At 46.3% G+C, this 24,368-nt stretch carries 17 protein-coding genes and 1 pseudogene; 5 read left to right on the forward strand and 13 right to left on the reverse strand.

Annotated features, from left to right (window positions below):
* The 5 genes from FE392_RS06620 to FE392_RS06640 all read right to left on the reverse strand — a co-directional run bounded on the left by FE392_RS06620 (nucleotide 1) and on the right by FE392_RS06640 (nucleotide 7,372).
* Nucleotides 1-2,022 carry an oxidoreductase gene (locus FE392_RS06620; RefSeq protein WP_319929440.1) on the reverse strand — a complete coding sequence of 674 codons (2,022 nt, stop codon included), beginning with the start codon at nucleotides 2,020-2,022 and terminating at the stop codon, nucleotides 1-3.
* Nucleotides 2,023-2,560: 538 nt separating this feature from the next.
* Complete coding sequence (locus FE392_RS06625; RefSeq protein WP_319929441.1) at nucleotides 2,561-3,529, reverse strand: VirK/YbjX family protein; 969 nt, start codon at nucleotides 3,527-3,529, stop codon at nucleotides 2,561-2,563.
* A 349-nt stretch (nucleotides 3,530-3,878) separates the two neighbouring features.
* The gene (locus FE392_RS06630; RefSeq protein WP_319929442.1) at nucleotides 3,879-4,343 is read right to left on the reverse strand and encodes a GNAT family N-acetyltransferase; all 465 of its coding nucleotides are present in this window, start codon (nucleotides 4,341-4,343) and stop codon (nucleotides 3,879-3,881) included.
* A 48-nt stretch (nucleotides 4,344-4,391) separates the two neighbouring features.
* Nucleotides 4,392-5,747 carry a DUF6687 family protein gene (locus tag FE392_RS06635; protein WP_319929443.1) on the reverse strand — a complete coding sequence of 452 codons (1,356 nt, stop codon included), beginning with the start codon at nucleotides 5,745-5,747 and terminating at the stop codon, nucleotides 4,392-4,394.
* A 455-nt stretch (nucleotides 5,748-6,202) separates the two neighbouring features.
* Nucleotides 6,203-7,372, reverse strand: coding sequence for an MFS transporter (locus FE392_RS06640; protein ID WP_319929444.1), 1,170 nt, complete (start codon nucleotides 7,370-7,372; stop codon nucleotides 6,203-6,205).
* 473 nt (nucleotides 7,373-7,845) lie between these two features.
* Between FE392_RS06640 and atzF the strand changes: the two genes are divergently transcribed.
* The 4 genes and pseudogenes from atzF to dinQ (FE392_RS21260) form a co-directional block, all read left to right on the forward strand.
* Nucleotides 7,846-9,648, forward strand: a complete 1,803-nt coding sequence (atzF, locus tag FE392_RS06645) for an allophanate hydrolase (protein ID WP_319929445.1) — start codon at nucleotides 7,846-7,848, stop codon at nucleotides 9,646-9,648.
* On the forward strand, nucleotides 9,641-13,285 hold the full coding sequence (gene uca / locus FE392_RS06650; protein ID WP_319929446.1) for an urea carboxylase: 3,645 nt from the start codon (nucleotides 9,641-9,643) through the stop codon (nucleotides 13,283-13,285). The genes atzF and uca overlap by 8 nt, the downstream gene beginning before the upstream one ends.
* Nucleotides 13,286-14,020: 735 nt before the next feature.
* On the forward strand, nucleotides 14,021-14,092 hold the full coding sequence (gene dinQ, locus FE392_RS21255; protein WP_439153467.1) for a damage-inducible type I toxin DinQ: 72 nt from the start codon (nucleotides 14,021-14,023) through the stop codon (nucleotides 14,090-14,092).
* Nucleotides 14,093-14,382: 290 nt separating this feature from the next.
* Nucleotides 14,383-14,445 (forward strand): annotated as a pseudogene (gene dinQ, locus FE392_RS21260) (damage-inducible type I toxin DinQ); the annotation flags it as partial.
* 104 nt (nucleotides 14,446-14,549) lie between these two features.
* On the opposite strand, the gene FE392_RS06655 reads toward dinQ (FE392_RS21260), so the two are convergent.
* A complete protein-coding gene (locus FE392_RS06655) occupies nucleotides 14,550-15,977 on the reverse strand; it encodes an MFS transporter (protein ID WP_319929447.1) in 1,428 nt (475 codons plus the stop codon).
* 972 nt (nucleotides 15,978-16,949) lie between these two features.
* On the opposite strand from FE392_RS06655, the gene dinQ (FE392_RS21265) reads away from it, so the two are divergent.
* Nucleotides 16,950-17,021 carry a damage-inducible type I toxin DinQ gene (dinQ, locus tag FE392_RS21265; RefSeq protein ID WP_439153467.1) on the forward strand — a complete coding sequence of 24 codons (72 nt, stop codon included), beginning with the start codon at nucleotides 16,950-16,952 and terminating at the stop codon, nucleotides 17,019-17,021.
* Nucleotides 17,022-17,263: 242 nt separating this feature from the next.
* Here the strand turns inward: dinQ (FE392_RS21265) and FE392_RS06660 are convergent, their stop codons facing one another.
* The 7 genes from FE392_RS06660 to FE392_RS06690 are packed head-to-tail and all read right to left on the reverse strand — an operon-like array spanning nucleotide 17,264 to nucleotide 24,354.
* Nucleotides 17,264-18,493 (reverse strand): beta-ketoacyl-ACP synthase, encoded by a 1,230-nt coding sequence (locus FE392_RS06660; protein ID WP_319929448.1) that lies wholly within the window; start codon nucleotides 18,491-18,493, stop codon nucleotides 17,264-17,266.
* The gene (locus FE392_RS06665; protein WP_319929541.1) at nucleotides 18,490-19,221 is read right to left on the reverse strand and encodes a 3-ketoacyl-ACP reductase FabG2; all 732 of its coding nucleotides are present in this window, start codon (nucleotides 19,219-19,221) and stop codon (nucleotides 18,490-18,492) included. The genes FE392_RS06660 and FE392_RS06665 overlap by 4 nt, the downstream gene beginning before the upstream one ends.
* A gap of 1 nt (nucleotide 19,222) precedes the next feature.
* Complete coding sequence (locus FE392_RS06670; RefSeq protein ID WP_319929449.1) at nucleotides 19,223-19,696, reverse strand: hotdog family protein; 474 nt, start codon at nucleotides 19,694-19,696, stop codon at nucleotides 19,223-19,225.
* Nucleotides 19,693-20,859, reverse strand: coding sequence for a beta-ketoacyl-[acyl-carrier-protein] synthase family protein (locus FE392_RS06675; RefSeq protein ID WP_319929450.1), 1,167 nt, complete (start codon nucleotides 20,857-20,859; stop codon nucleotides 19,693-19,695). Before FE392_RS06675 ends, FE392_RS06670 begins: the two co-directional genes overlap by 4 nt.
* Nucleotides 20,860-20,862: 3 nt before the next feature.
* Nucleotides 20,863-21,426 (reverse strand): DUF3261 domain-containing protein, encoded by a 564-nt coding sequence (locus tag FE392_RS06680; RefSeq protein ID WP_319929451.1) that lies wholly within the window; start codon nucleotides 21,424-21,426, stop codon nucleotides 20,863-20,865.
* Complete coding sequence (locus FE392_RS06685) at nucleotides 21,423-23,747, reverse strand: MMPL family transporter (RefSeq protein ID WP_319929452.1); 2,325 nt, start codon at nucleotides 23,745-23,747, stop codon at nucleotides 21,423-21,425. The genes FE392_RS06680 and FE392_RS06685 overlap by 4 nt, the downstream gene beginning before the upstream one ends.
* Nucleotides 23,719-24,354, reverse strand: a complete 636-nt coding sequence (locus FE392_RS06690) for a LolA family protein (protein ID WP_439153468.1) — start codon at nucleotides 24,352-24,354, stop codon at nucleotides 23,719-23,721. Before FE392_RS06690 ends, FE392_RS06685 begins: the two co-directional genes overlap by 29 nt.
* Between the last annotated feature and the right edge of the window lie 14 nt (nucleotides 24,355-24,368).

The raw sequence follows: 24,368 nt of genomic DNA on the forward strand, positions 1-24,368 counted from the left end.
TCAGATCTTGAATGCCAAGCGGGTTCCTTGATCGATCGCCCGGCGTGCATCCAGCTCGGCTGCGACATCTGCACCGCCAATCACATACACATTTTTCCCCATTTCCTGTAACGGCTGGAACAGTGCTTTCAGTGGCTCTTGCCCTGCGCAAATAATAACGTTATCCACCTCAAGGCATTGTTGTTCATCACCCCGACGTATATGCAGCCCTTTATCATCAATTTTCAGATATTGGACACTGTTTAGCATGGTGACTCCGCGCATTGACAGGCTGGCTCTGTGTATCCAGCCGGTGGTTTTCCCCAGACCCTCACCAACTTTGGAATCTTTGCGTTGCAGCAGGTAAATTTTCCTCGGAGATCGTTCAACTTGTATCCCTTCCGGATGTAATCCACCACGGTGGGTGATAGTTTGATCAATCCCCCATTCATGGCTAAATGCATGGCTGCTCAAGCTGGTGCTTTGCCCGCTTTGGCTCAGGTATTCTGCAGTATCGAAGCCAATACCCCCGGCGCCAATAATGGCTATCCGTTGCCCAACCGGTCGCTTGTGTTTCAGGACATCAAGGTAGGTCAGTACTTTTTCATGATCAATGCCGTCAATATTGGGAGTACGTGGTGTAATGCCGGTTGCGATGATGATTTCATCGAATGAAGAAAGCTGTTCGGCCGTTGCAACATGATTAAGGCGCAGTTTGACACCATTTAACGCCAATTGGCGCTCAAAATAGCGCAAGGTTTCATGAAATTCCTCTTTGCCGGGAATTTGTTTGGCGATATTAAATTGCCCGCCAATCTTGTCATCTTTCTCGAATAGCGTGACGTGATGACCCCGGCTGGCGGCAGTCACAGCAAAAGACAGCCCCGCAGGCCCGGCACCAATGACGGCGATCGTTTTAGGCTCTTTTACGGGGTCAGCAATAAATTCAGTTTCATGACAGGCTCGTGGATTAACCAGACATGAAGTCAGTTTGCCGACGAATATTCTATCCAGACAAGCCTGATTGCAGCCGATACAAGTATTGATTTCGTCAGGCCGATTCTGTTCGGCTTTCAGGACAAACTCGGCGTCAGCCAAGAAAGGGCGCGCCATAGAGACCATATCGGCACAGCCTTCACTGAGGATTTGTTCGGCAACTTTCGGATCGTTGATACGGTTGGTGGTAATTAACGGAATGCTGACTTTTCCCATCAATTTTTGTGTTACCCAACTGAATCCGGCTCTGGGCACCATTGTGGCAATTGTCGGAATACGGGCTTCATGCCAGCCAATTCCGGTGTTGATGATAGATGCGCCTGCTTTTTCAATCTCCAGAGCCAGTTGCTCTATCTCTTGCCAGTCAGATCCGTCTTCCACCAAATCCAACATGGAAAGGCGATAAATAATGATAAAGCGTTCTCCGGCAATTGCCCTGACTGCTTTAACGATTTCCAGGGCAAAGCGCATGCGATTTTCGAAAGAACCACCCCATTGATCCTGACGATGATTAGTGCGGGAAACCAAAAACTGATTGATCAGATAACCTTCTGATCCCATGATTTCAACCCCATCATAGCCTGCTTGCTGTGCCAGTTGGGCACATCTGGCGAAGTCTTTGATCGTCTGCTGGATATCTTCTTCAGACATCTCACGGGGCATAAAAGGATTGATAGGCGCTTGGATAGCAGAAGGGGCAACAAGGGATTTTTGGTAGCTATAGCGCCCGGTATGCAGAATTTGCAGGGCAATTTTCCCACCGGCCTGATGTACAGCATCTGTAATAAATTTATGGTGTGGCAGGGCTTCTTCACTGTTCAGAACGCTTGCACCTGCGGCAACAACCCCCTGCGGGTTTGGGGCGATGCCGCCTGTCACAATCAATGCAACGCCACCCGCAGCCCGTTCTGCATAGAACTGGGCCAACCGTCGAGTACCGTCGGGATGTTCTTCAAGCCCGGTGTGCATTGAACCCATCAATACACGATTTTTTAGTGTGGTAAAACCCAAATCCAGCGGTGCAAGAAGGTGGGGGTAGTTGCTCATTGCATTCTCCATCAAATATTTGGTCGCGCAAAAATTTTATTTTTTCTGTGTGGCTTAAATTTTTCACTTGGCTATGGCTAAGTGGTCGGATGAGATAGTTATCAAATTTAGACAGTTCCGGCCTGATTGGAATCACTTTGTTAAGTGATTGTGACAAGTATCATGAAATCTATTCGTACAGAAAATCTTCTTATTCATATTGATCAATGCATATGATCATATAACTCATCAAGCTCGCTTAGGTTTGCCGTGAATATGTGGCTCGTCATGAACATATAGTTCTGAACTTTGCATATTGCCATTGGCTTCTTCAACGAGGGCAAAAATGGGTAAAAAAGGTGCCGATTGGATAACGTCAGTGGTTAGGTTATAAACTTGGCTGGAAGGTGAAATGGCAATGAGTGTAGGTGAATCCGTTGAATTGAAAATGCGGTTAGCCGTATTGGCAGGGGCAGGTCATTTGCGCCTATGGCACCCTTTCCAATAAGTGGCTCGCCATTAAGCGCATCTCGGATGGCTAATGGCGAAGCCGCATAAACTACTGTTGATGCCTTTCTTCTTGCACCAGTGATTGGGTCGTCAAGGATGCCTTGACGCCGTTTTCCAGCTCATCCAGCAATTGATAGCGGCGGCGATACTCGGCGCGTTTCTTGCTGGGGATATCATCCAATGTTTTTCTTTCTATGGTTGATGGCAAATGGAAATCTTTATTGTCCTTTCTGATCCCGCTCAACGATTCCCAGAAGGAGTTGTAATCGGCCACCATCTGGTTTTTCTTCTTGTGCCAATAACGAATACTGCGATAGATATGCGTCTCGTTACTTACTGCCAAAATTTGCTCACAGCCCACATGATCGGCAAAGCGGCAGATAGCTTCAATCAGTAAACGTTTAGGGAATAGCCCATAACATTCTTTGGTTGCATGGCGGATAACGTCCAGAGAGTTATCTCCTTTGGTTGGCCCTTGCAATACACCAATAAATAAAGTTTGTTTAGCATCCACCGTTAATAAAGTGAAGGCACACTTTGCGAGAATGACATTTTCAGCGGTGGTGATATATAAAGAGAGTTCACCTTCTTTATTCAGATTATCCAATGAATCAATGTAAATCATAAATGATTCATTTTTTCCCTGAATGGTTGCTAATAAATAAGCATTCTCATCAAAGATCCTATTGATAATAGCAGGCTCTAATTGATTGAATAATAATTGATAATGCTCATTCAATGCGTTGACAATCTGCTTGCGATTGAAGTTAATGCTTAAATAGGGACGATGCAATTTGCACGGCAAACTGGGTTGTTTTTTCAAGATATCTAAATATTGGGGTGTCTTGGCAAGACTGCCCAATAGCTTCAGGGTTGACACAGGTGTCAACATACTGCGCAATGCAAATTTAGTACGATTACTGGAAGAATGCCAGTGTTCTCCGGGGGTAATGCGCTTTCCGATAAGATCGGTAAAGAGCTTCATGCCAGAAGAAGCGGGTTGTTGTTGGTAATTCATTTATATTCTAACTCAATGACAGAAACGTTTATATCTGCGCGATTATATCATTGATTTATTAAATGCTCCCTAGATGTTTACAATCTATTCCGTTACTTTAATTTTATTTATTTAATTTTTTTGTAAATAAATAAATCTAGGCAATTCTATTTATGGGACTCATTCATAATTATGATCTATTTCGTGGGGTATCATTTTCAGAATGATTTTTAACTTTCTTTCGGTTTTATTTACTGAAAAATGGCTAACTCTCTCTGATATCACGGATATATTTGTTAATATTTTGTGATGTAAAAAAGGGGGTTACGATTCCCCCTTGGAAAAGATAATGAAGCTTTGCCAATTGTTTTTATGCCAGTTTCATGTGCAGCAATGGGAAGGGGTTTCCTTCTCCATCCAGTTCTGAACGGGAAAAAACCTGAAACCCCATATGCAGATAGAAGCCAACACCTTGTGTGTTTTGTTCATTCACATCGACTTCATTGGCCTGCAATTCATTAATGGCAAATTTCAACAATTTCTTGCCAACCCCAGTTCCCCGAGCCTGCGGTGATATAAACAGCATTTCCACGCGGTTCTGGGCTGTGCTGATAAAACCGATGATATTGTTTTGATCATCCATCGCCTTGTAGACAGTCAGGTTGGGCAGATAATTATTCAGGATCTGTGGGCGAAGAACATCAATCATTTCTTTAGGCAGAAAATCATGAGTCGCAAGTACAGAAGCTTCCCAGATCTGAATCAGTGTCGGAAAGTCAGTTTTAGCAGCGGGTTGTATTGTTAATGGCTGCATTGTAGATGATTGTATTGGCATTGAATCATTCCATATTTGGTGTCATTTTATTCGATTTTTGATTATAACCTAATAAGATGCAATATGCGGACTTGATAACCAAGCCGGTGGAGCAACCGCGAGAAAATGTTTCAGTTCGTCCAAAATAGTCTCGATCGGTAGACTGGTTGGCTGTGAACTGCCACGTCCAAAACGGGGCATGATGTATTGCACTCCGTCATAATACCAAGGGCAGCCGCTCGTTTCGGCTGACTCCAATGCCCGCATAAAAATCGATAGATCACGTCGTGGCCGTGGTGCCCCGGACTGCAATTCAACCCATCCTTCATAGCGCTGGTGGACAACAATGTCTTCTTGTGTGACAAGTGCAATTGTCGACAATGGCGTGCGATTATGGAAAGAAATGGGGGACAGACCGAAATAACGCCGTGGCTCAGACACGTATGGCACATCAGATTCAGGCAGACGGAATACCGCAAGATCTATCTCAGGGTATTGCTCAAGCATGACATTCGGATTATCGAGTAAAGCCTCTGTTGCCATATAATTTCGTTCAGAATCACGCCAAAGCTCCTCTTGGATCACCGGTGCATCCAGTAAATCACGCATTGCGGGCAACAATTTGGTGAAAACGGCCGCAATGTGCGCAGTGCTGTGTGGTGTTGATCCTTCAGGAGGTGGCGTTTGTGCTGCGATTGTATTCAGCGTGAATGCGAGCCGGCGTGCCTGCGGGTTATGGCCACGAGAAAAATCGTCGAACTGCCCGATGTCGATGAGCAGTTGCTTATGTTTCAGCGCATGCTCAGGTGCGAGCAATGAATAAACAGATGCTAGTCCGTCTAAGTCAAAATGGTCGCTTGTCACATGCCGCACATCTGCCGGATAGTCTGGTTTATCAGACATGAGAAATGCCATGACGCTCTCTGTCGACAGGTTAGCTTTATAGCGTTCGGGTGTCCGGTTAGCTGGCCAGTGCGATAGTGAAAGTTGTGTGCCTTTATTATGGATCGCATCGGCAGCGATATTCGGTAAATTGCGCGTTTCTTCGAATGGCAAAAACGCGAGGCGATCGCCGGGTGATAATCGTACTTCATGAATCAGTGAGGTTGCTGCGTTAGCTTTCGGTGCGAGTGCGGCAAAGCGGGCGTTGTCAGTTTTAGGCTCGCGTAATTCCAGTTCACTATGACGACCTAAATCATAATGTTGCACGGCCAGATTCTGGCGTCGTAGATCGTAGGGATTGCCATTTCGGGTAATAGCTCCTCTTCCCGCAATGATGTTTTGTAGGTCAAAGAATTGGTTGTTATAAAACGCAATAACGCGATTTGCCAGAAGTCGTAATTCAAGCCCATCGAGCTTGGCGGCAACATCACTGTCAACGAGTACTAAGTGATCACCATCATGAAGAGGAAGGGAATGTGTCATTGAATGTCTCCTATCAACTTGAATACCATTTGGGATAGAGCAACAAAAAATGCAATAACATAAATGAGTAAGCACAGGCATACTCGGTAAAATATCAATTTATAATCAGTTCATTTCCTCAACTTATCATTCCGGAAATAAGCAAAACAAGGACAATAAGTGCTAAGTAGAATAATGAAAACCATTATGTTAACTATGTCATAACTAATTGTATTTAAAGTTGTTTATTATATGTCGGCAATTAATCACACCAATAATGTTCTTATCAGGGCGAATATTTTTTTATAAGAAATCATTCTTCGAACGGGAAAGTGAATAGTGTTATTTGTTGAATGGGAGCAAAGGAATAAAGGAATAAAGAAAAGGAAAAAGAGGGAAGGCGTGAATAAAATAAAATGAGCTTTGATTGTCTAAAGTGATACGCCACACGTGGTGGCGTATCAGATTAATTTTTTCTAGTTTGCCAATACCTGGTCTTTACGGCGCAAACTCGCCAGCAACATATAAATGGCTGTCGCCAACAAGACAATAAAGAAGAAACTGATTAACCCATTATGTTGAACACTGAAATAGTGTTGCAGCATAAAATGCCCCGCAGCCAGCGGGCCAACCGCCGAACCAATGCTGTAACTCAGCAACATCACTTGGCTTGCCGCCACGATATAGGATGAATCCAGATTGTCACAGGCGAGGGTAATGGCGATTGGATATAGGGCAAAAGAAGACATGCCCAGCAGCGCCAGTGAAACGATCAGCACAAGATAATGATCAAAAAGATACGCCATACCTACCGCAAACACGCCCAGCAATGAAACCATTGCCAATAAAAACGTTTTACTCATGACAACAGACAGTTTGCTGATAATCGGCTGTATGATCATCCCGCCCAAAATAATGGCCGCCATTAATACACCCACCTGATCGGTACTGAAATGGCTCTGGTTTAATGATAAAGGCATCAGGCCATAAATCGTGCCCATGACAATCCCAGACACCATGCAACCTACGATAGCGGGCTTACTGAACTGAGTGATTTTTTTCAGTGACAGGCTCTGGTGATTAAGCGCCGGAGGCTGCCCGTGACGCACAAATAATGGCGGTAAAATTGCCAGCAGGAGCAAGGCTGAAATGATGATAAAAGGGATCATGCCTTGAGTGCCGATGGGGCCAATCAACAATTGCCCCAGCGTGGTTCCGCCATACAGTGATGTCATGTAAAAACCCAATCGCTTGGCCCGCTCTTTGGGATTGTCACCAATCAATAACCACGATTCGACGACGACAAAAACCCCGGCAACGGCGATACCTGCAATACAACGAATAAATAACCAGATTTCTTTATTTGGAAAAAAAGGCAATACAATTACGGTTGCAGTTAAAAGCAACAAAAAAACAATAAATGAAATACGGTGGCCGACTTTTGCAATAACAGGCTCAATCATCATGGAGCCTATTAATAAACCAAAGTAATAAGCACTGGCTAACCAACTGGCATAAACCGTATCGATGTTGAAACTTGCCATCGACAAAGGAATTAAACTCATCAGGTAACCAGAAGCAATTGCAAAAACAGTCAAGCCCGCGACAGGTACAAATGCACTGTCATTGTTCCGCAGCAGTTTCACTACTGTCGTCTCCACATAAAAAAATCAGCTAGAAATGCGCTGCTTCTCATCAAGATTTTGGCCGAATGGCGCCACGATATATGCCAAGGACTGGAATATATCTTGGTGATTAAAGCAGTAGGTAAGTCACTCAAATAGCTCGAGTGATGCGGACTATAGCTGTTTCTTATCAAGAGATACAACGAGAAAAACTGATACTCATGAATGAAAAGATTTATGAAGAATCCCCCACTTAATTTCCGTGTCACGGAGGGGAAAACTGAGAGGGGAAAACTGAGAGGGGAAAACTGAGAGGGGAAAAAACAGGCACCATTATAGTTCACCGACCATTCATAGCATGAACCAATGTTGTGCAACCCGCCTTCCAGCCACACTTTCCCTTACATAAATCTATTTTAAATCATCCAATTAACATGTTGGCATATGTCTTGCTGTATGAAGACATCTTGTATGTCAATTGGGAGTTTAACAGCATGACATCAATAATAGGCTATACATTAAAATTCTGGCAAAACAGGGGCCGGAAAGACACCACAGCAATTTTGACTTTACTGCAACAGCAACTGAATGATTTTTTACCTGACGATAATGCGTGGATTTATCTTGCCACACCGGAACAATTACAAGCTCAGATTGATAAAGTTTTAGCGGGTTATCAGCACAATCCCGACGCATATCCCCTGCTGGGTGTGCCCTTTGCCGTCAAGGATAATATCGATGTTGCCGGCTGGCCGACGACTGCCGCTTGCCCCGCCTTTGAATATATTGCGGATGAAGATGCTACAGCAGTAGCAAGGTTGAAAGCCGCTGGTGCAATCGTGGTAGGGAAAACCAACATGGATCAGTTTGCCACAGGATTGGTCGGAACACGCTCCCCTTTTGGTGCAGTCAAAAATAGCTTCAATGCCGACTATATCAGTGGAGGCTCCAGTTCCGGTTCCGCTTCTGTTGTCGCCAGAGGGCTGGTGCCGTTCGCCCTTGGGACGGATACCGCAGGATCTGGGCGCATTCCTGCGGGGTTCAATAATATTGTCGGCTTAAAGCCCACCAAAGGCTGGCTTTCACGCAAGGGGGTTGTTCCAGCTTGCCTGCTCAACGATACCGTGTCAGTCTTCGCCCTGACAGTGGAAGATGCATTAAAGATTGCCGAAATTGCCGGTGGTTTTGACGAAAATGATGCATATTCCCGCATCAATCCCGCAACGGCTCCCATCACTTTGCCAGAACATCCCTCATTCGCGATACCTGAGAACCCTGAATTTTACAATGACTCGCTTGCTGAAGCCGCGTGGCTCAATGCGTTGGATGAATTGCGTGAGCTTGGGGTTACTCTGAAGCCCATTGATTTTTCTATCTTTAACCAACTGGCAGAACAGCTTTATCAAGGGGCGTGGGTTGCGGAGCGTACGGCGATAGTCGGAAAGTTGTTGGACTATCCGGAAAAAATGGATCCGACAGTACACAAGATCATCGCTAATGGTAAAAATTACAGTGCCGTTGACGCCTTCAAGGCTGAATACCTACGCGCAGAGTTGGCGCGGAAAATCCAGCAGACACTGGCTAAATTTGATGCACTTGTCGTGCCAACGGCCCCGACCATTAGAACCATTGAAGAAATTAAACAAGAGCCTATCCGCTATAACACGGAGTTGGGCATCTATACCAACTTCACGAATCTTGCAGATCTTTCTGCCCTTGCTTTGCCAGCACCTTTCCGCACCGATGGATTGCCGGCAGGGATCACATTACTTGCACCTGCCTGGCATGATCGAGCATTGGCATCATTCGGCTTGCGTTGGAAGCAACACCTTGCACTGCCACTCGGGGCAACCGGAAAAATAGTTTATGGCCGAGAAGCAGCGTTTCCGGACTCTAAACAACACATCCGTTTAGCTGTGGTTGGCGCCCATCTCAAGGGCATGCCATTGAATTACCAACTAATTGATCGCAAGGCTGTATTTGTTGAGATAACACAAACAGCCCATTGCTATCGCCTTTATGCCCTTGCCGGCACTCATCCCCTCAAGCCCGGCTTGGTGAGAGACAATACAGGGGCGAGCATTTGCGTTGAACTTTGGGATATTCCCCTGTCTCGTTTTGGTGAATTTGTTGCTGAAATCCCCCCTCCCCTTGGTATTGGCTCCATGGAATTGGAGGACGGTCGTTGGGTAAAAGGTTTCATTTGTGAGCCTGCTGCACTGAAAAATGCCATCGATATTACTGAATTCGGCGGCTGGCGTAATTGGCTTATCAGTCAGGGGGCGGCTTATGTTTAAGAGCGTATTAATTGCTAACCGTGGCGAAATCGCCTGCCGGGCGATCCGTACGCTGAAGCGCCTCGGCATTGTCAGCGTTGCGGTATATTCAGATGCAGATAAAAATTCCCAGCATGTTAAAGAAGCCGATATTGCCTTGCCGCTGCATGGAGAAAAAGCCCATGATGGCTACTTATGTATCGACAAACTCATTGAATTGGCACAACAGAGTGGTGCTGAAGCTATCTGGCCGGGTTATGGTTTCTTGTCTGAAAGCCTGCCGTTTGCGGAAGCTTGTGAGAAAGCCGGAGTTGTATTTGTCGGCCCAACACCGCAGCAAATTGGTGAGTTTGGTTTAAAGCATCGTGCCCGTGAACTGGCTGCTGAAGCAGGGGTTCCCATGACACCGGGAACAGGTTTACTCAATTCATTGGATGAGGCACTGAGTGCCGCAGAGAACATTGGCTATCCCGTTATGTTGAAAAGTACCGCAGGCGGTGGTGGGATAGGCTTGAGTTGCTGTAATAACGCAGAAACACTTCGCCAGACATGGGAAAATGTGCGCCATCTTGGTGAGCAATTTTTCAGTGATGCCGGCGTGTTTCTGGAACGATGCATCGAACGGGCGCGTCATATTGAAGTGCAAATTTTCGGTGATGGCAAAGGCAATGTCGTGGCCTTGGGGGAGCGTGATTGCTCATTGCAGCGCCGCAATCAAAAGGTCGTGGAAGAAGCTCCGGCTCCCAACCTGTCCGCCAGCAACCGGGCAGCATTGCTGGAATCAGCAGTACAATTGGGGCAACTTGTAAATTACCGCAGTGTGGGAACGGTAGAATATATCTATGACGTTGATCGCGATGCCTTTTATTTTCTTGAGGTCAACACGCGGTTGCAAGTTGAACATCCTGTCACTGAATGTGTAACCGGTCTTGATTTAGTGGAATGTATGTTGCGAGTTGCGGCCGGGTTACCCATTGATTGGTCGCAACTGGTGCGTGAACCGGTGGGGGCTGCGATTGAGGTTCGCCTGTATGCAGAAAACCCCATCAAACATTTCCAGCCTAGCCCCGGCGTGCTGACGGAAGTTAAATTTCCTGATGGCGTTCGCATTGACAGTGGTGTCGTTACCGGCAGTGAAGTTTCTCCATTTTATGATCCGATGATTGCCAAAATGATCGTTTATGGAAAGAACCGTGATGAGGCACTCAGCAAACTGCGTGCAGCATTAGAGAGCTGCCAACTGCATGGCATTGCCACCAATCTGGCGTATTTGCGCCAAATTACCGCCTGTGAATCCTTCCAGAAAGGAGAAGCCTGGACTCGTATGCTCGATGGCTTTGTTCCCCATGCAAACGCAATTGAAGTTTTGCAAGCGGGAACGTGGAGCTCTATCCAGGATTATCCGGGACGATTGGGATATTGGGATATCGGCGTACCGCCATCCGGCCCGATGGATGATTTAGCTTTTCGGCTGGCTAACCGCATTGTCGGCAATCATGATTCTGCTGCCGGATTGGAATTCACACTGGAAGGCCCGACCTTACAATTCCACTGTGATGCCGTGATTGCCCTGACGGGAGCTGATTGCCCCGCATTGTTGGATGGCGAAGCTGTCGCTTATTGGCAGCCAGTGAGCATCAGGGCGGGTCAAGTACTGACGCTGGGCAGGGCACAATCAGGTTGCCGGACATACCTTGCGGTCAGAAATGGTATTGATGCCCCTTGTTATCTGGGCAGTCGCTCCACTTTTGCCCTCGGCCAATTCGGGGGGCTTGCTGGCCGTGTTTTAAAAATTGCCGACATGATACCGATAACGCAACTCGCATCGGACGTTGACACAGCACCAGTGACTATCCGTGATCCACAAGCTCTCGCGCCATCATTGATCCCTCTCTACGGAGAAATATGGCATATCGGCGTACTGCATGGGCCACATGGATCACCTGATTTCTTTACACCAGATTATCTTGAGGAGTTTTTCGCCAGCGAATGGCAAGTACATTTCAACTCAAATCGTTTAGGAGTGCGCTTGATCGGCCCTAAGCCCCGCTGGGCCCGCCCGGATGGCGGGGAAGCCGGCCTGCATCCTTCCAATATTCATGACTGCGAATATGCCATAGGCTCCATTAATTTCACGGGCGATTTTCCGGTGATCTTAACCCGTGACGGGCCTAGCCTTGGTGGTTTTGTTTGTCCGGTTACCATTGCCAAAGCCGAGTTATGGAAAGTGGGTCAAGTCAAGCCCGGTGATCGTATTCGTTTCTATCCAATCAGTATTGAAGAAGCTTTCGTTTTAGAAGAGCAGCAGGAGCATTTTGTCGCTACACTGGAAAATCATCCGCTTTTAAGTTCAGCATCAACGTTCAATGTGCCACCATCGGTATCTGTAAATGGTGTATTTGGGGATGGGGTTTCTGCTGCGGTGCTGGCAGCAGTAGCCGCCACAGACAGCACTCCAGCGGTCATTTATCGTCAGGCAGGTGATAACTATATTCTGATTGAATATGGCGATAATGTTTTAGATTTGACACTGCGCCTGCGGATCCATCTACTGATGGATAAATTGCATGAACTGTCCCTTCCGGGCATCAAAGAAATAGCGCCGGGCGTACGTTCCTTGCAAATTCGTTATGATAACCATCAACTTCCCCAGCGGGAACTCGTGGTGTTGTTGCTGTCTCTGGAAAGGCAGCTTGGAAATTTGGACACCATGAAAGTGCCATCACGTGTGATACACCTGCCAATGGCATTTGAAGACAGTGCAACGCTGGGCGCAGTCAGCCGTTATCAGGATACGGTTCGTGCCAACGCTCCTTGGTTGCCGAATAACGTTGATTTTATTCAACGCATCAATGGGCTGGCGCATCGTGATGACGTTCGCCGCATTATCTATGATGCGAGTTATCTGGTTCTTGGTTTGGGGGATGTATATCTTGGGGCTCCGTGCGCCGTTCCCATAGATCCTCGCCATCGCCTTCTCAGTTCCAAATATAACCCCGCGAGAACCTTTACCGCAGAAGGCACTGTCGGCATTGGCGGCATGTATATGTGCATATATGGCATGGATTCACCGGGTGGTTATCAATTGGTGGGGAGAACATTACCGATTTGGAACAAGTTCCTGAAAAACCCACAATTTGCTGCCGGGAAGCCTTGGCTATTGCGGTTTTTTGACCAAATACGCTTTTATCCTGTCAGTGAGCAGGAACTGGAGCAACAACGGGAAGAATTCCGGGAAGGGCGTGCTGCGATTCGCATTGAGGAAACTCAGTTTGATTTTGCACAGCACCTGCAATTTTTGCGTGAGCATGCGGAAGAAATCACCTCTTTTCAGCAACGGCAGGCGATGGCATTTGAAAACGAGGTGGCGCACTGGCAGCAGGAGGAGTCAAGCCCCATTCCGGAGATTGAAGAACCCCTCACAGAGCTTGATGTGGGGGAAAACGTTATTCAAGTCAGCTCTGATATGAACGGCAATATCTGGAAAGTATTGGTTGAATTGGGCGAAGAGGTCACAGAGGGGCAGCCTTTAATCATCGTCGAAGCGATGAAAATGGAACTGGCAATTTATGCACCGCAATCCGGGCGGATTACACGCATTAACTGCCAGCCGGGTCGCTTTGTCAGTCCCGGAGATTCACTACTTTGGATGGAGTAATTAAGGAGTTGTATCCATAATATTACATGGATAAATGACGTAAGATTGCGCCACATTAAGGGTAAAATACGCCAAAAGCTTAAACCTTTTGCAATAAAACCATGGGAACATAAGTAACATACGCGTATTGAAAGTTATTTGCTCTGTATGTGGCGCTAAATCGGATAGGTTGAGATAAAAGTATTCATCTGTGATTGGATGAAGTGGTAGAGTTATTAATAAAAATTCTAATTAAATCTTTATTTTTATTTTTTTCATTAACTATATGAATAACACTGAAATAACCTCCTAAATTTAGGCATAAAAATAAAATTCTAACAAAAAATTGATTTTCTTAACTTAAGGGCGTATTCTGATAAGGTTAATTTTAAGATGTCGCGCTTTGACCGAGTGGCTTATTAGCTGTTTAAGAGTAAAAAAACAAAAAAACCAACCCCACCAGTTGGTTTTTTTGTTTTCCTTCATGTTATGAACATTAATTCATTGAATCATGCCAAAATAAATCTATAATCACTTTTGTTAATTTAGACTCGTGTTCTGGCTTATATATTTTATACAAGTTTACTTAAGTCCTGGCTGAATACAGGTGGTGCTGATTCAGTGCCTCGGCCGGAGCGCGACATCTTAAAATTAACAAATACGATAAGAACTAGTCAAACAGGCAGTGTAAAGGCAATGGCTGGTTAAGTCGCGCTCCCTAACTAGGGAAAACGGGTGAAAGCAATCAAGGAGTTTATTGATACGGCTATCATCGTTCTTAAAGCGTTAATTGCGTTTTTAGAACTGATCCGTCGATTTCTGAAATAAGAAATAACGGAAACGTAATTAAGGCCATCGAGTTAACCATTCGATGGCCTTTAATAATTAGAGATTCTCTTTTTTATAGTTAATTGAATATGTAAAATAATTTTGAAATAGGCAATTACTCTATGCGATGGTGTTGGTTGAGCATTCCTTATTTAATAGATAAACTAATAATGTTAGTTGAAAGGGGTCGCGCTATAATCAAGGTAGCAGGCTTGTAAATAGCAAAAATAGACGATTTCCATCACAATAAAAACAAAAAAACCAACCTCACCAGTTGGTTTTTTTAGACGACTATCATCGTTCTTAAGGCGTTAATTGCGCTTTTAGAATTGATCCGTCGATTTCTAAAATAAGAAATAACGGAAACGTAAATAAGGCCATTTGGGTTAACCACCCAATGGCCTTTAATTCTTTATGAGCAGGAAGTGTTATTAGCAAAAATCGCCGTAAACCCTCTTTATCGTTGCGGGGTACTGCCTCCCTGTTGGATAGAAGCTCTGCGCGCGACAAATGTAGCAAGTACCGGAGCAATCGCAAAAATTGCGAACAGCCACATAGCCGAATTTTGTGCACCGGCTAAGCCTCCGGGATCAGAGAATCCTGCCAGATTAGCGACAATGCCAGCAAGCGCAGAACCAATGGCTGTAGCGTAGAGCTGTACGGTGGTGATCGATGTCGATGCAAGATCTTCCTGACCAGCAGGCGCATTTTTAAGTACCTGAGTAAGTAGATGAGGCCAGGTCGCACCAATGCCGATACCGACAGCAGTCAGCACTATGCATATCAGTGTAAGGCTAGCTACTGAGCCAAACAGGTGCTGTGGTGGAATGATGATCGCCAGCACGAGGAGCGCAAGCACAACAAGAACGGGGCCAAGTCGAACAAATTTTTGTGCTGTATGTGGACTGCGCCCTGAACTGAATAATGAGCCCACTGTCCAGCCAGCAGCCATTAATGCCGTAGCATACCCAGCGATTAATGGGCTATGGCCGTGGATGGTTTGTAGAAAATAGGGGACAAATATCTCGGTCGTTATGCCAATGACAAGTAAGCTCATGCAGGCATAAATCGCACCAAGGGGCATGCGTATATTGTAAGCACCCGTTGGCATAAGCTTAATTTTCGATTTATGGTCAAAGCGTGCAATCAACGTGGCTATAGCGAACCCAGCTACAACACCTACAATGTTTACAATAAGTTCCTTCGATAGGCTGGCAACGGAAATGATGAGTACCGATACGCCAAGTAGCAGGATCTTACCAAGCGCGACCTGCCCCGACTGAATACTGGATTTCTCATGAGATGGCAGTTGGGTCAGCACGATTATCGCAAGTACAGCGGCAACAGGAAAAAGCGCTATAAATGCGAACCGCCAAGAGTCTGAGTGTGCAAAGATGCCTCCGACGGCAGGGCCACAGAGTGTTGCAATACCCCACATTCCGGAAACTATTGCCATTGCGCGGGGCCATAAACGTTCATTAAATACAATACGGATGAGTGCATAGCTGAGTGCAAATAGAATTCCACCACCGAAGCCTTGGGCAAATCGCCCTGTCAGCATCCATAACATGTCTTTTGCACTAGAACATATGAGTGTGCCTATACAAAATATGATGAGAGCGATGATATAGGCTGTACGTGGCCCGAAACGGCTCAGTACGCTTTTGGATAATGGCGCACCGATAATAGATGCAACCATGAACAAAGTCGTATTCCATGCATAGTACTCAAGCCCACCAATATCTCGAACGACAGACGGCAGGATTGTTGTTGTGACATAGATATTGATTGCATGTAATGCAACACCTCCCGCGAGCGCGATTGAAAGCAAGCCGTTGCGTCCAGAAAGTAGTTCTCCCCAAGAAGGGGTATTATTAGAATTCATAGACTACCTTGATTATCAATAGATTTAGGAATGGCCTTTTGGCCGGCGAAAAGTGCTGAAAAATGAAATATGAATAACTCTCAATCATTTCTATTTCCGAAGAATAAGTCTTGATTGCTTGAGTAGCAGGATCTTGAAGTGGAACGTTATATGCTTTATTTGATCCTGAGGATAACCAAGAATTGGCGGATTGTCCGTTATGATAAAATAAGTTTTTATTTTTCATGGTATTGATGCAACCGCTTATCCTTGTTTGCCCTTTGTCTTGGTTACTATAGCTGTTATGAACAGCCCTCTGGTCGGCAAAAAATGCGGTAACATTTAGGAATAAATGCCATATCGACAGGTTCCTAAAATAAGAAATAACGGAAACGTAACTAAAGCTATCGAGTTAACCATTCGATGGCCTTTAATAATTAGATATTCTATTTTTTGTTGTTAATTGCATATGTGAAATAAAATAATTTTGAAATAGAAAATTACACTACCCGATGGTGTTGGTTGATAATTCCTGATTTAATGGATAGACTTGCTATGTTAGTTAGGAGACATCGTGCTCTGACCGAGGTACCAACCTTGTGAATAGTACAAATAGACGATTCTCATCAAGATAAAAATAAAAAAGCCAACCTCACCAGTTGGTTTTTTTGTTTTTATCGATTCTTATTACAGGGTTAACCAATTGAATTATTTGGTAATAAATTTATAATTCATAGTTGTTAGTTGGATATATGCGATGACTGCCACTAAAGATCATTTGATATGAAAAGGAGTTCAGTATTTCGCAAATGTTGCGGGACGCCACAAAGTCCTGACTGAGTAACAGATGGTGCTGACTTAGTGCCTCAGTCAGAGCACGATGTGTCCTAACTAACACTGACGGAAGCCAACCAGACAGGCAGTGTAAAGGCAATGGTTGGTTAAGTCGTGCTCCCTAACTAGGGAAAACGGGTGAAAGCAATCAAGGAGTTTATTGATACGGCTATCATTGTTCTTAAAGCGTTAATTGCGTTTTTAGAATTGATTCGTCGATTTCTAAAATAAGAAATAACGGAAACGTAATTAAGGCCATCGAGTTAACCATTCGATGGCCTTTAATTTTTTATGAGCAGGAATTGTTATTATTAATCATGTTAACACGCTATATCCAATGGATTTCAAGTTGCATCGCGGCGGCAAGAGAATTCATCCCCGGGAGCATAGATAACCGTAATTTTACAAAAACGGTGACCGGGGTGAATGAGCACAGCCAACAAAGAGGCAACTTGAAAGACGAAGGGTATAAATTAATTCCAGCGACGAATTACGATTGAAGTATTAATTCCACCAAAAGCAAAATTATTGCTTTGAATAAATTCGGTCTGAATTTTACGAGGCTGGTGCATAATATAATCCAATTCGCCACAAGCAGGATCAACTTCGTTGAGATTAATGGTCGGGGCGAACCAACCTTCGCGCATCATTTCAATGGACAGCCATGCTTCAAGTGCGCCACAAGCTCCCAGTGTGTGACCAAAATAGCTTTTCAGTGAAGAGATCGGCGTTTGGTTGCCGAAAATATTGGCAGTAGCCTGGCTTTCTGCGACATCCCCACGCTCAGTGGCTGTGCCGTGGGCACTGATATAACCAATATCTGCCGGCTGTAATCCCGCAGATTTTAGTGCCGTTTCAATGCATATCTGCATAGTTTCAGATTTTGGTTGGGTGATATGGGATGCGTCACAGTTAGTGGCAAATCCGATAATTTCACCATAAATCTTGGCACCGCGAGCTTTGGCATGTTCCAGTTCTTCAAGGATTAATGTTCCGGCACCTTCGCCAATCACCAAACCATCACGATTAATATCAAAGGGGGATGGGGTGGTTTTGGGGTGATCATTTTTCTGGCTGGTGGCAAACAGAGTATCAAATACTGCGGCTTCAGATGGACACAGTTCTTCGGCACCACCCGCCACCATCACAGTTTGATATCCATGACGGATAGCTTCCCACGCATAACCAATCGCTTGGCTGCCCGATGTACAAGCGCTTGAAGTTGGAATGACCCGACCACGCAACTCAAAGAACAGCCCAGTATTGACCGCTGTGGTGTGTGGCATCATTTGCACATAGGTTGTGCCCGTGATGTTATTGGTGTGCTTTTCTGTCAGCATGGTGGCAAATTCGCTGACGGGCTTTGTGCTGCCGGTTGAAGAACCATAGGCGATGCCCGTTTCTCCATTGGTGAGTATCGTATCACCAAGCAACCCCGCCATCTCTAAGGCCAGTTCTGTTGCGCGTGTCGACATCAGGGAAACACGCCCCATAGAGCGAATGCGTTTACGGGTATAATGTTCAGGCAACACAAAGTCAGTGACAGGTGCACCAAGATGGGTATTTAACCCGTCATATTCTGCCCATGCCGGCATCTGTTGAATAGTATTGGTGCCTGCTTTCAATCCGGCAGAAACAGTTTGCCAGTCATGCCCCAATGCTGTGATGCCACCCATTCCGGTGATAACGACCCTGCGGCTCATAGCATCCCTCCGTTGATTGAGATGACCTGACGGGTGACATAACCCGCAATATCCGACATCAGATAGCCGGCAAGCCCGGCGACTTCATCGGCTTGCCCCATGCGTTTCATTGGGATCATGTTCATGGCTTCTTTCAAGGCAGACTCTTCCATTTGGATCATTTCGGTGCCAATCAACCCCGGCGCAATGCAATTCACGGTGATTTTTCTTTTTGCCAATTCAATCGCCAATGCTTTTGTTGCCCCGATAATGCCCGCTTTAGCGGCACTGTAATTGACTTGCCCACGATTGCCCATCAGGCCGGAAACGGATGACAGGGTGATGATTCGCCCGCCTTGGCGCAGCCCTATCATCGGCATAATGCATGGGTGGATAACATTGTAAAAACCATCCAGATTAGTATGGATAACATCGTCCCAGTCATTGCCTTCCAGTGCGGGGAATGCGCCATCTTTGGCGATCCCTGCATTGCAGACGATGCCATAGTAAGCGCCGTGAGCGTCGATATCATTTTCCAGCACTTCACGGCAGGCAGTGCGATCCGAAACATCAAAACTCAGTACGCGGCCATTACCTCCGCTTGCCCGGATGTGTTCCAGTGTTTCTTCTGCGCCTTTAGCATCGCGGTGATAATGTACGATGACAGTAAAACCATCCGCTGCCAACCGATGAGCAATTGCCCTGCCGATCCCTTTGCTGGCACCGGTCACTAGAACTGAACGCATTATGCTACTCCATCCTGTTTATTAGTTGTGTAAGTTCTGTTTTGTTAGGTTGGTAGGTATTCAGGCGGCCTGTTACGAGCACAATACCGTTACAACTTATTTCACCTTCAAAACTGCCAAATTTTTCATCTTGCAATAGTAAATTCATTCGGATATCCAACACGCTGCCTTGTGTGAAAGCGGGAACTTGGCATCGAATCGCCCGGCCTCCCAATAACATCCCCAACGCAGAATCCTCTTCTTCATTTTTTTTGCGATGCCAGCCAGACCAGACACCAATGGTCTGAGCCATGATTTCAATGGAAAACCAACCCGGCAAATCGCCTTTTTCATTCAGAAAAGGGGACAGCACGCCATTGTTGCTGACGGTAACCTGACAATAGACGTGGCTGTCAGAAACATTGACAACGTTATCCAGTAACACCATCGGCGACTCATGCGGAAGATAGCGATCCACAGGTAAATAATCAGCCATCATGCAACTCCTAATATCAAGCTGGTATTGTTGCCGCCAAAAGCAAAAGAATTTGACATGATAATCGGTTTTTCCAAGCGTTTGGGGTGAGTTAACAGGCCACAATTCGGCAATGAACTATCTCTTTGTGAGCGTGAGAAATCCTGGGCAGGAAGAGGAAGATTGCGCGTGAGCATCAACCAGCATAGCCCGGCTTCGCATGCACCGGCTGCGCCCAGCGTATGGCCTGTCAGATGCTTGGTCGAACTGCTCGGTATGTTTTCACCAAAAATCTGATTAACGATAAGGGACTCCATTTGGTCATTCAATTTTGTGCCCGTTCCATGCAGGTTGATGTAACCGATTTCTGCCGGGGATAAGGCGGCATTGTTCAACGCCATATTGATAGCTTCAATGGCTCCTTTGCCTTCCGGATGAGGCGCGGACATATGCCAGGCATCACTGGATTCACCTGCACCCAGCAACGCAACAGGATGCGCTTCCCGCGTAAGCAGCAGTAACGTTGATGCTTCTCCGATAGTAATTCCCTGACGGTTTTCACAAAAAGGTTCGCACAGGGCAGGAGAAAGCGATTCCAAGCTATTGAATCCATTGATTGGCATACGGCTCAGTGTGTCTGCGCCGCCAACAATCGCGACATCCACTAACCCCATTTCAATAAGTCGCTGACCGCTGATAATCGCACGCGAGCTGGATGAACAAGCTGTGGAGATGGTAAATGCAGGCCCATCAATATCGAGGTAATTGGCCAAAAAACGGGAAGGGTCACCCAATTCTTGTTGATAATAGTGGTAATGATCATCGGGTTGTTGCCGGGAAGTTCGGCTGACATGCTGATCTCCCTCTTCGAGACCAGATGTGCTGGTTCCCATGATAACGGCAACGCGTTCCCTGCCATGACGGGCAATCGCTGCATCTACCTGTGGTTTTATTTGCAGCAGGGCAGCCAGCAGCAAGCGATTGTTACGGCTGTTATGCTTGGACAGATTATCAGGAATGATTGGCAATTCGCCGTCAACACCGCCAAGGCAGCAGATTTTATCGGGTTGCAACCAGCCAGAACGCTCATACATGCCGGGGGCGTGGCCGAGTACGAGATTTTGGGCGATATCATCCAGATTGTTACCCAAAGCATTGAGCATACCGACCGCAGAAATATAAATCATGTTTTATTCTTCCAAATGCTGAATGGCGATGTCATAACCAAAAATGAATTGCTGGACGCGGATCGGGTGCCGTTTGCCGTTTGGGGTTTCATAATGAATTTCGGTAATTAATTTCCCGCTCTTGTCATACAGTTGACGGAGAATCCCGCTGTCCTTGATTTCCCAGCCAGCAGGAAGCTGGGTTTGCCAGGCTGAAATCGGCCAATAACTGAGCATGATATCGGCCAATACTTGGTTGGCGGGGGGAAGTTCCGGCAGGACAATGGATTGCTCGGTATGGATACCGTTTTTGTCGTAATCCAATTTGAATAACCTGATCCCCAATGAAGATAAACCTACCAGTGATAGGTGCTGTTCGTTGGCGCTGAGGAGCACAATCAATGATTGCTGTTTGCCTTTCACTGTGGCTGTCAGCAATTGTTGTTCATTAATGGCAGGCGAAATGGTCGGCTCAGGCAAGGAAACACGCACTCCCGGCTTAAGCCAAGCGCTGGGCGTATTATCTTGCGGGAAGTTTGTGCATGCAGCCAACAGGCATGCCAAAGATAAGATCAGTAGCCGTATCATAATTTCTTTTTCCTTTTTTGGCGTTCCGGTATTGCCAGCGGCGACAGAAGAAATGCGGTAAAGATCCCGCTGCATAATACGATGCCAAAGCTGCTGATTGCCTGAGTGGTACTGAATATCAACATGCCCAGAGTGAGCAATGAAGTGCACATTGCAACGCTGATTGCCAATAAAGAGGTCAATGTTGTGCCACGGGGATTACTGAAAAACAGGGTGTAGTTGATGCCAATGCCGAGCACCAAGACCAAGGCCAAGATTGAAAACAGGTTAAGACTATGACCGCTGAATCCAAGAACTGCCAGCCCGCAGCCAATGGAGAGCAATGATGGCAATATGCTGATGGCACCACGGCGCAGCCCCAAACGTACAAGGTAGCTGATGGCAATGAGAATGATTGAACCCGCCAGCAACCAGCCAAGCATGGTTCGGTAAAATTGAAACATCTCATCAAAAGCCAGTTTGCGATCAACCCAACTGACCCCAGTCTGGTCTTCTGCCAACTGACGTAACAACACACTATTTTTCACCCCGTTGACCGGCAGCAGGACACCACTTTGCCCATTTGGCAATGTTATCCACATCAGGCGCCATCCTTCACTGACAACACTGTGTAGCCAATCACCCGGTGTGACCGTCATGGGATGCATGTCGGGCTGCTTGGTGATTAATCCCGCCTCAGTCAGCTTTTCCATGATATTGGGAGCGGCTGATTTTATCAGTTCAAAATCGCGTTGTTGCTGTGCCTGAGAAGAAAGGGGAAAGCGCTGGTAATGGCTGATATTGCCCTGCTGTTTTTCTGCATCCAGCTTGGGAATGAAAGATTCCAACCGTTGTAGTGTTTGCTCGGCTGTATCACCGTAAATAACGAACCATTTTTGGTCACTGCGTTGTCCGGTCAGCGCTGCGATGGTTTTTTCTTGTTGATGGATCTCCTGCGGCAGCGTTTGCAGTTGGGAAATGTCATCATTAATCTGTAAGCGGAAGATACCCAATATGGCAAAAATCGCTAATGCGCTGGGAAAACCGATATAAAACATCCGATTGCGCCGCCATAAGGCCAGCCAACGCATTAGCGTGATCATGGCAGGGATAGGGCGAACGGGCAGATTTCTAGCCAGCCGTGGATACCAGCAGACAACAGTCAGGCAGGATGCAGTCAATCCCGCCGCGGCAAATACCGCCAGTTGGCGCAGGCCCGGAAACGGAGCAAACATCATGACCAGATAGGCGATAACGGTTGTCGCCAATGCCATCAGTAATGCAGGCAAAACTTTCCGCATGCTTTGCCACGGCGTGGCTTCCTGACCGTGAACCATGCGTTCTGTCAGGTAATAAATGGCATAGTCAGCAGAAATGCCGATGATACTGATGCTCATCACCAGCGTCATAAAATGCAGTTCACCAAAGAGGCTTAAGGTAGCCACTGTACCTGCCAATGCGCCAATACTGATGGACAGCACGCACAAAAACAGTGGTTTCAGTGAACGAAACACACCATAAATCAACAAAAGTACGCCGAAAACAGTCGCGCTGCCCAAGGTCGAAATATCATGCTTCGCTTGTTGTGTGGCGTAATCGCTGTAGAAAAGCGTTCCCCGTGAAATGACATTGGCGTCAGGAAATTGTTTTTTTAGCGATTGCTGCAACTTGTTCAGTTCAGTAACGGCATAATGCCCTTGTTGCATGTCGAAGGAAGAACTCTTCAATTCTCCATGCAGCAGATACCAGTTCCTGCCAGCATTATCTTTGGCAATTAACCAGCCATTGTGAAGCCGCAACTGGCTGGATGTTTGCTGGAGGGCAAGTTGTGAACCCCTGACCAGCATTAAGGGATCGTTATTCAGCTCTTGCCCACTGACACCGGAAAAGGCGGAATAAACTTGGGACAAAATCCAGTTAGCTTGCTGATTGCCCCCATCTTTCAACCTGTCACGGGTAGCCGGATCAAGCATTGCATTGCGATGTCTGTAGTAAAAACGCCCCCATGCTTGTTGCTGATCTGCCGTCATGGGGCCTTTGATATTAGTCAGGAATGCCATTTTTTGCAGATGTTCCTGCCAATATTGGGCAGGTGCGCTATCTTCTGTTTTTCCGGGGCTGACCATCCAAACGACTTGGCTATCAAGACGGTGCATAAATTCATTTTGCAATGCCGGAGGCATGTCCCCGGCACTTTGCGCGGGCAGTAACGCCAGCACGCTGGTGGACAAACGGGATTGAGGCAGTAGGGCTAACAAGGCTATCAGTAAAACCGTACAGGTTAGCAGCCAGATTATTGCAAGCCAGTGTGGCTCAGAACTTGAAGTGTTCTTCTTCTTCATGGCTCAGCGTCTCTGGCTTCAATTGATGTTGAGTAAACGATAATTCAGTACGGTCACCTTGGCGATCGATCAGCAAGATCGCATCAAGGTTGGTTTGACCATTTAGTGTGATCGTCGTAAAGAGTTTATCCAAAGGCGAGGTTTTGGGTGTCAGTACCAAACGCCACTTTTCTTGCCCGAGAGCGCTGAATTCGAGTTTGAAATTCTCTTCCAAGACCGCACGATCGGCCTGAAACAAAGCTCTCATCAGATGATTGAACTGAAAAAGTTGTGGATTAGAATCCGCAGTAATGATTTGCGGCGCTTGCCCTGACATGACCTGTACCATCCTGCGGTCATCCAGGACTAATGTCAGCGGGAAGGGTTTTTGCTGGTGCCACCATAATCCCTTCTGCTGAGAAACCAGCATTTCTCCATTGGAGTGCAGGGGCTTGGGCATACCCTGAATTTGGCGCACTTGCGTAAAATGCGCCCTCACGACCGGTTGGTGCGCGAAACGTTGCTGCAATTTCTCGAGGGTAATTGCATTAAGGGTATTGGCATCAAGGGAAACAGCATGCGCCCCATTATTGATGACCAGAAAATTTGCGATCAGAGAGAGCAGCATCCACCGCCATTTTT

This window comes from Xenorhabdus santafensis, from assembly GCF_033949405.1.
Lineage (GTDB): Bacteria > Pseudomonadota > Gammaproteobacteria > Enterobacterales > Enterobacteriaceae > Xenorhabdus > Xenorhabdus santafensis.

What these genes read in the sequence shown, in the direction of transcription:
- FE392_RS06620 (WP_319929440.1), bottom strand. Translation starts at nt 2,022, where the DNA reads ATGAGCAACTACCCCCACCTTCTTGCACCGCTGGATTTGGGTTTTACC.
- FE392_RS06625 (WP_319929441.1), bottom strand. Translation starts at nt 3,529, where the DNA reads ATGAATTACCAACAACAACCCGCTTCTTCTGGCATGAAGCTCTTTACC.
- FE392_RS06630 (WP_319929442.1), bottom strand. Translation starts at nt 4,343, where the DNA reads ATGCCAATACAATCATCTACAATGCAGCCATTAACAATACAACCCGCT.
- FE392_RS06635 (WP_319929443.1), bottom strand. Translation starts at nt 5,747, where the DNA reads ATGACACATTCCCTTCCTCTTCATGATGGTGATCACTTAGTACTCGTT.
- atzF (WP_319929445.1), top strand. Translation starts at nt 7,846, where the DNA reads ATGACATCAATAATAGGCTATACATTAAAATTCTGGCAAAACAGGGGC.
- uca (WP_319929446.1), top strand. Translation starts at nt 9,641, where the DNA reads ATGTTTAAGAGCGTATTAATTGCTAACCGTGGCGAAATCGCCTGCCGG.
- FE392_RS06655 (WP_319929447.1), bottom strand. Translation starts at nt 15,977, where the DNA reads ATGAATTCTAATAATACCCCTTCTTGGGGAGAACTACTTTCTGGACGC.
- FE392_RS06660 (WP_319929448.1), bottom strand. Translation starts at nt 18,493, where the DNA reads ATGAGCCGCAGGGTCGTTATCACCGGAATGGGTGGCATCACAGCATTG.
- FE392_RS06670 (WP_319929449.1), bottom strand. Translation starts at nt 19,696, where the DNA reads ATGATGGCTGATTATTTACCTGTGGATCGCTATCTTCCGCATGAGTCG.
- FE392_RS06675 (WP_319929450.1), bottom strand. Translation starts at nt 20,859, where the DNA reads ATGATTTATATTTCTGCGGTCGGTATGCTCAATGCTTTGGGTAACAAT.
- FE392_RS06680 (WP_319929451.1), bottom strand. Translation starts at nt 21,426, where the DNA reads ATGATACGGCTACTGATCTTATCTTTGGCATGCCTGTTGGCTGCATGC.
- FE392_RS06685 (WP_319929452.1), bottom strand. Translation starts at nt 23,747, where the DNA reads ATGAAGAAGAAGAACACTTCAAGTTCTGAGCCACACTGGCTTGCAATA.
- FE392_RS06690 (WP_439153468.1), bottom strand. Translation starts at nt 24,354, where the DNA reads ATGCTGCTCTCTCTGATCGCAAATTTTCTGGTCATCAATAATGGGGCG.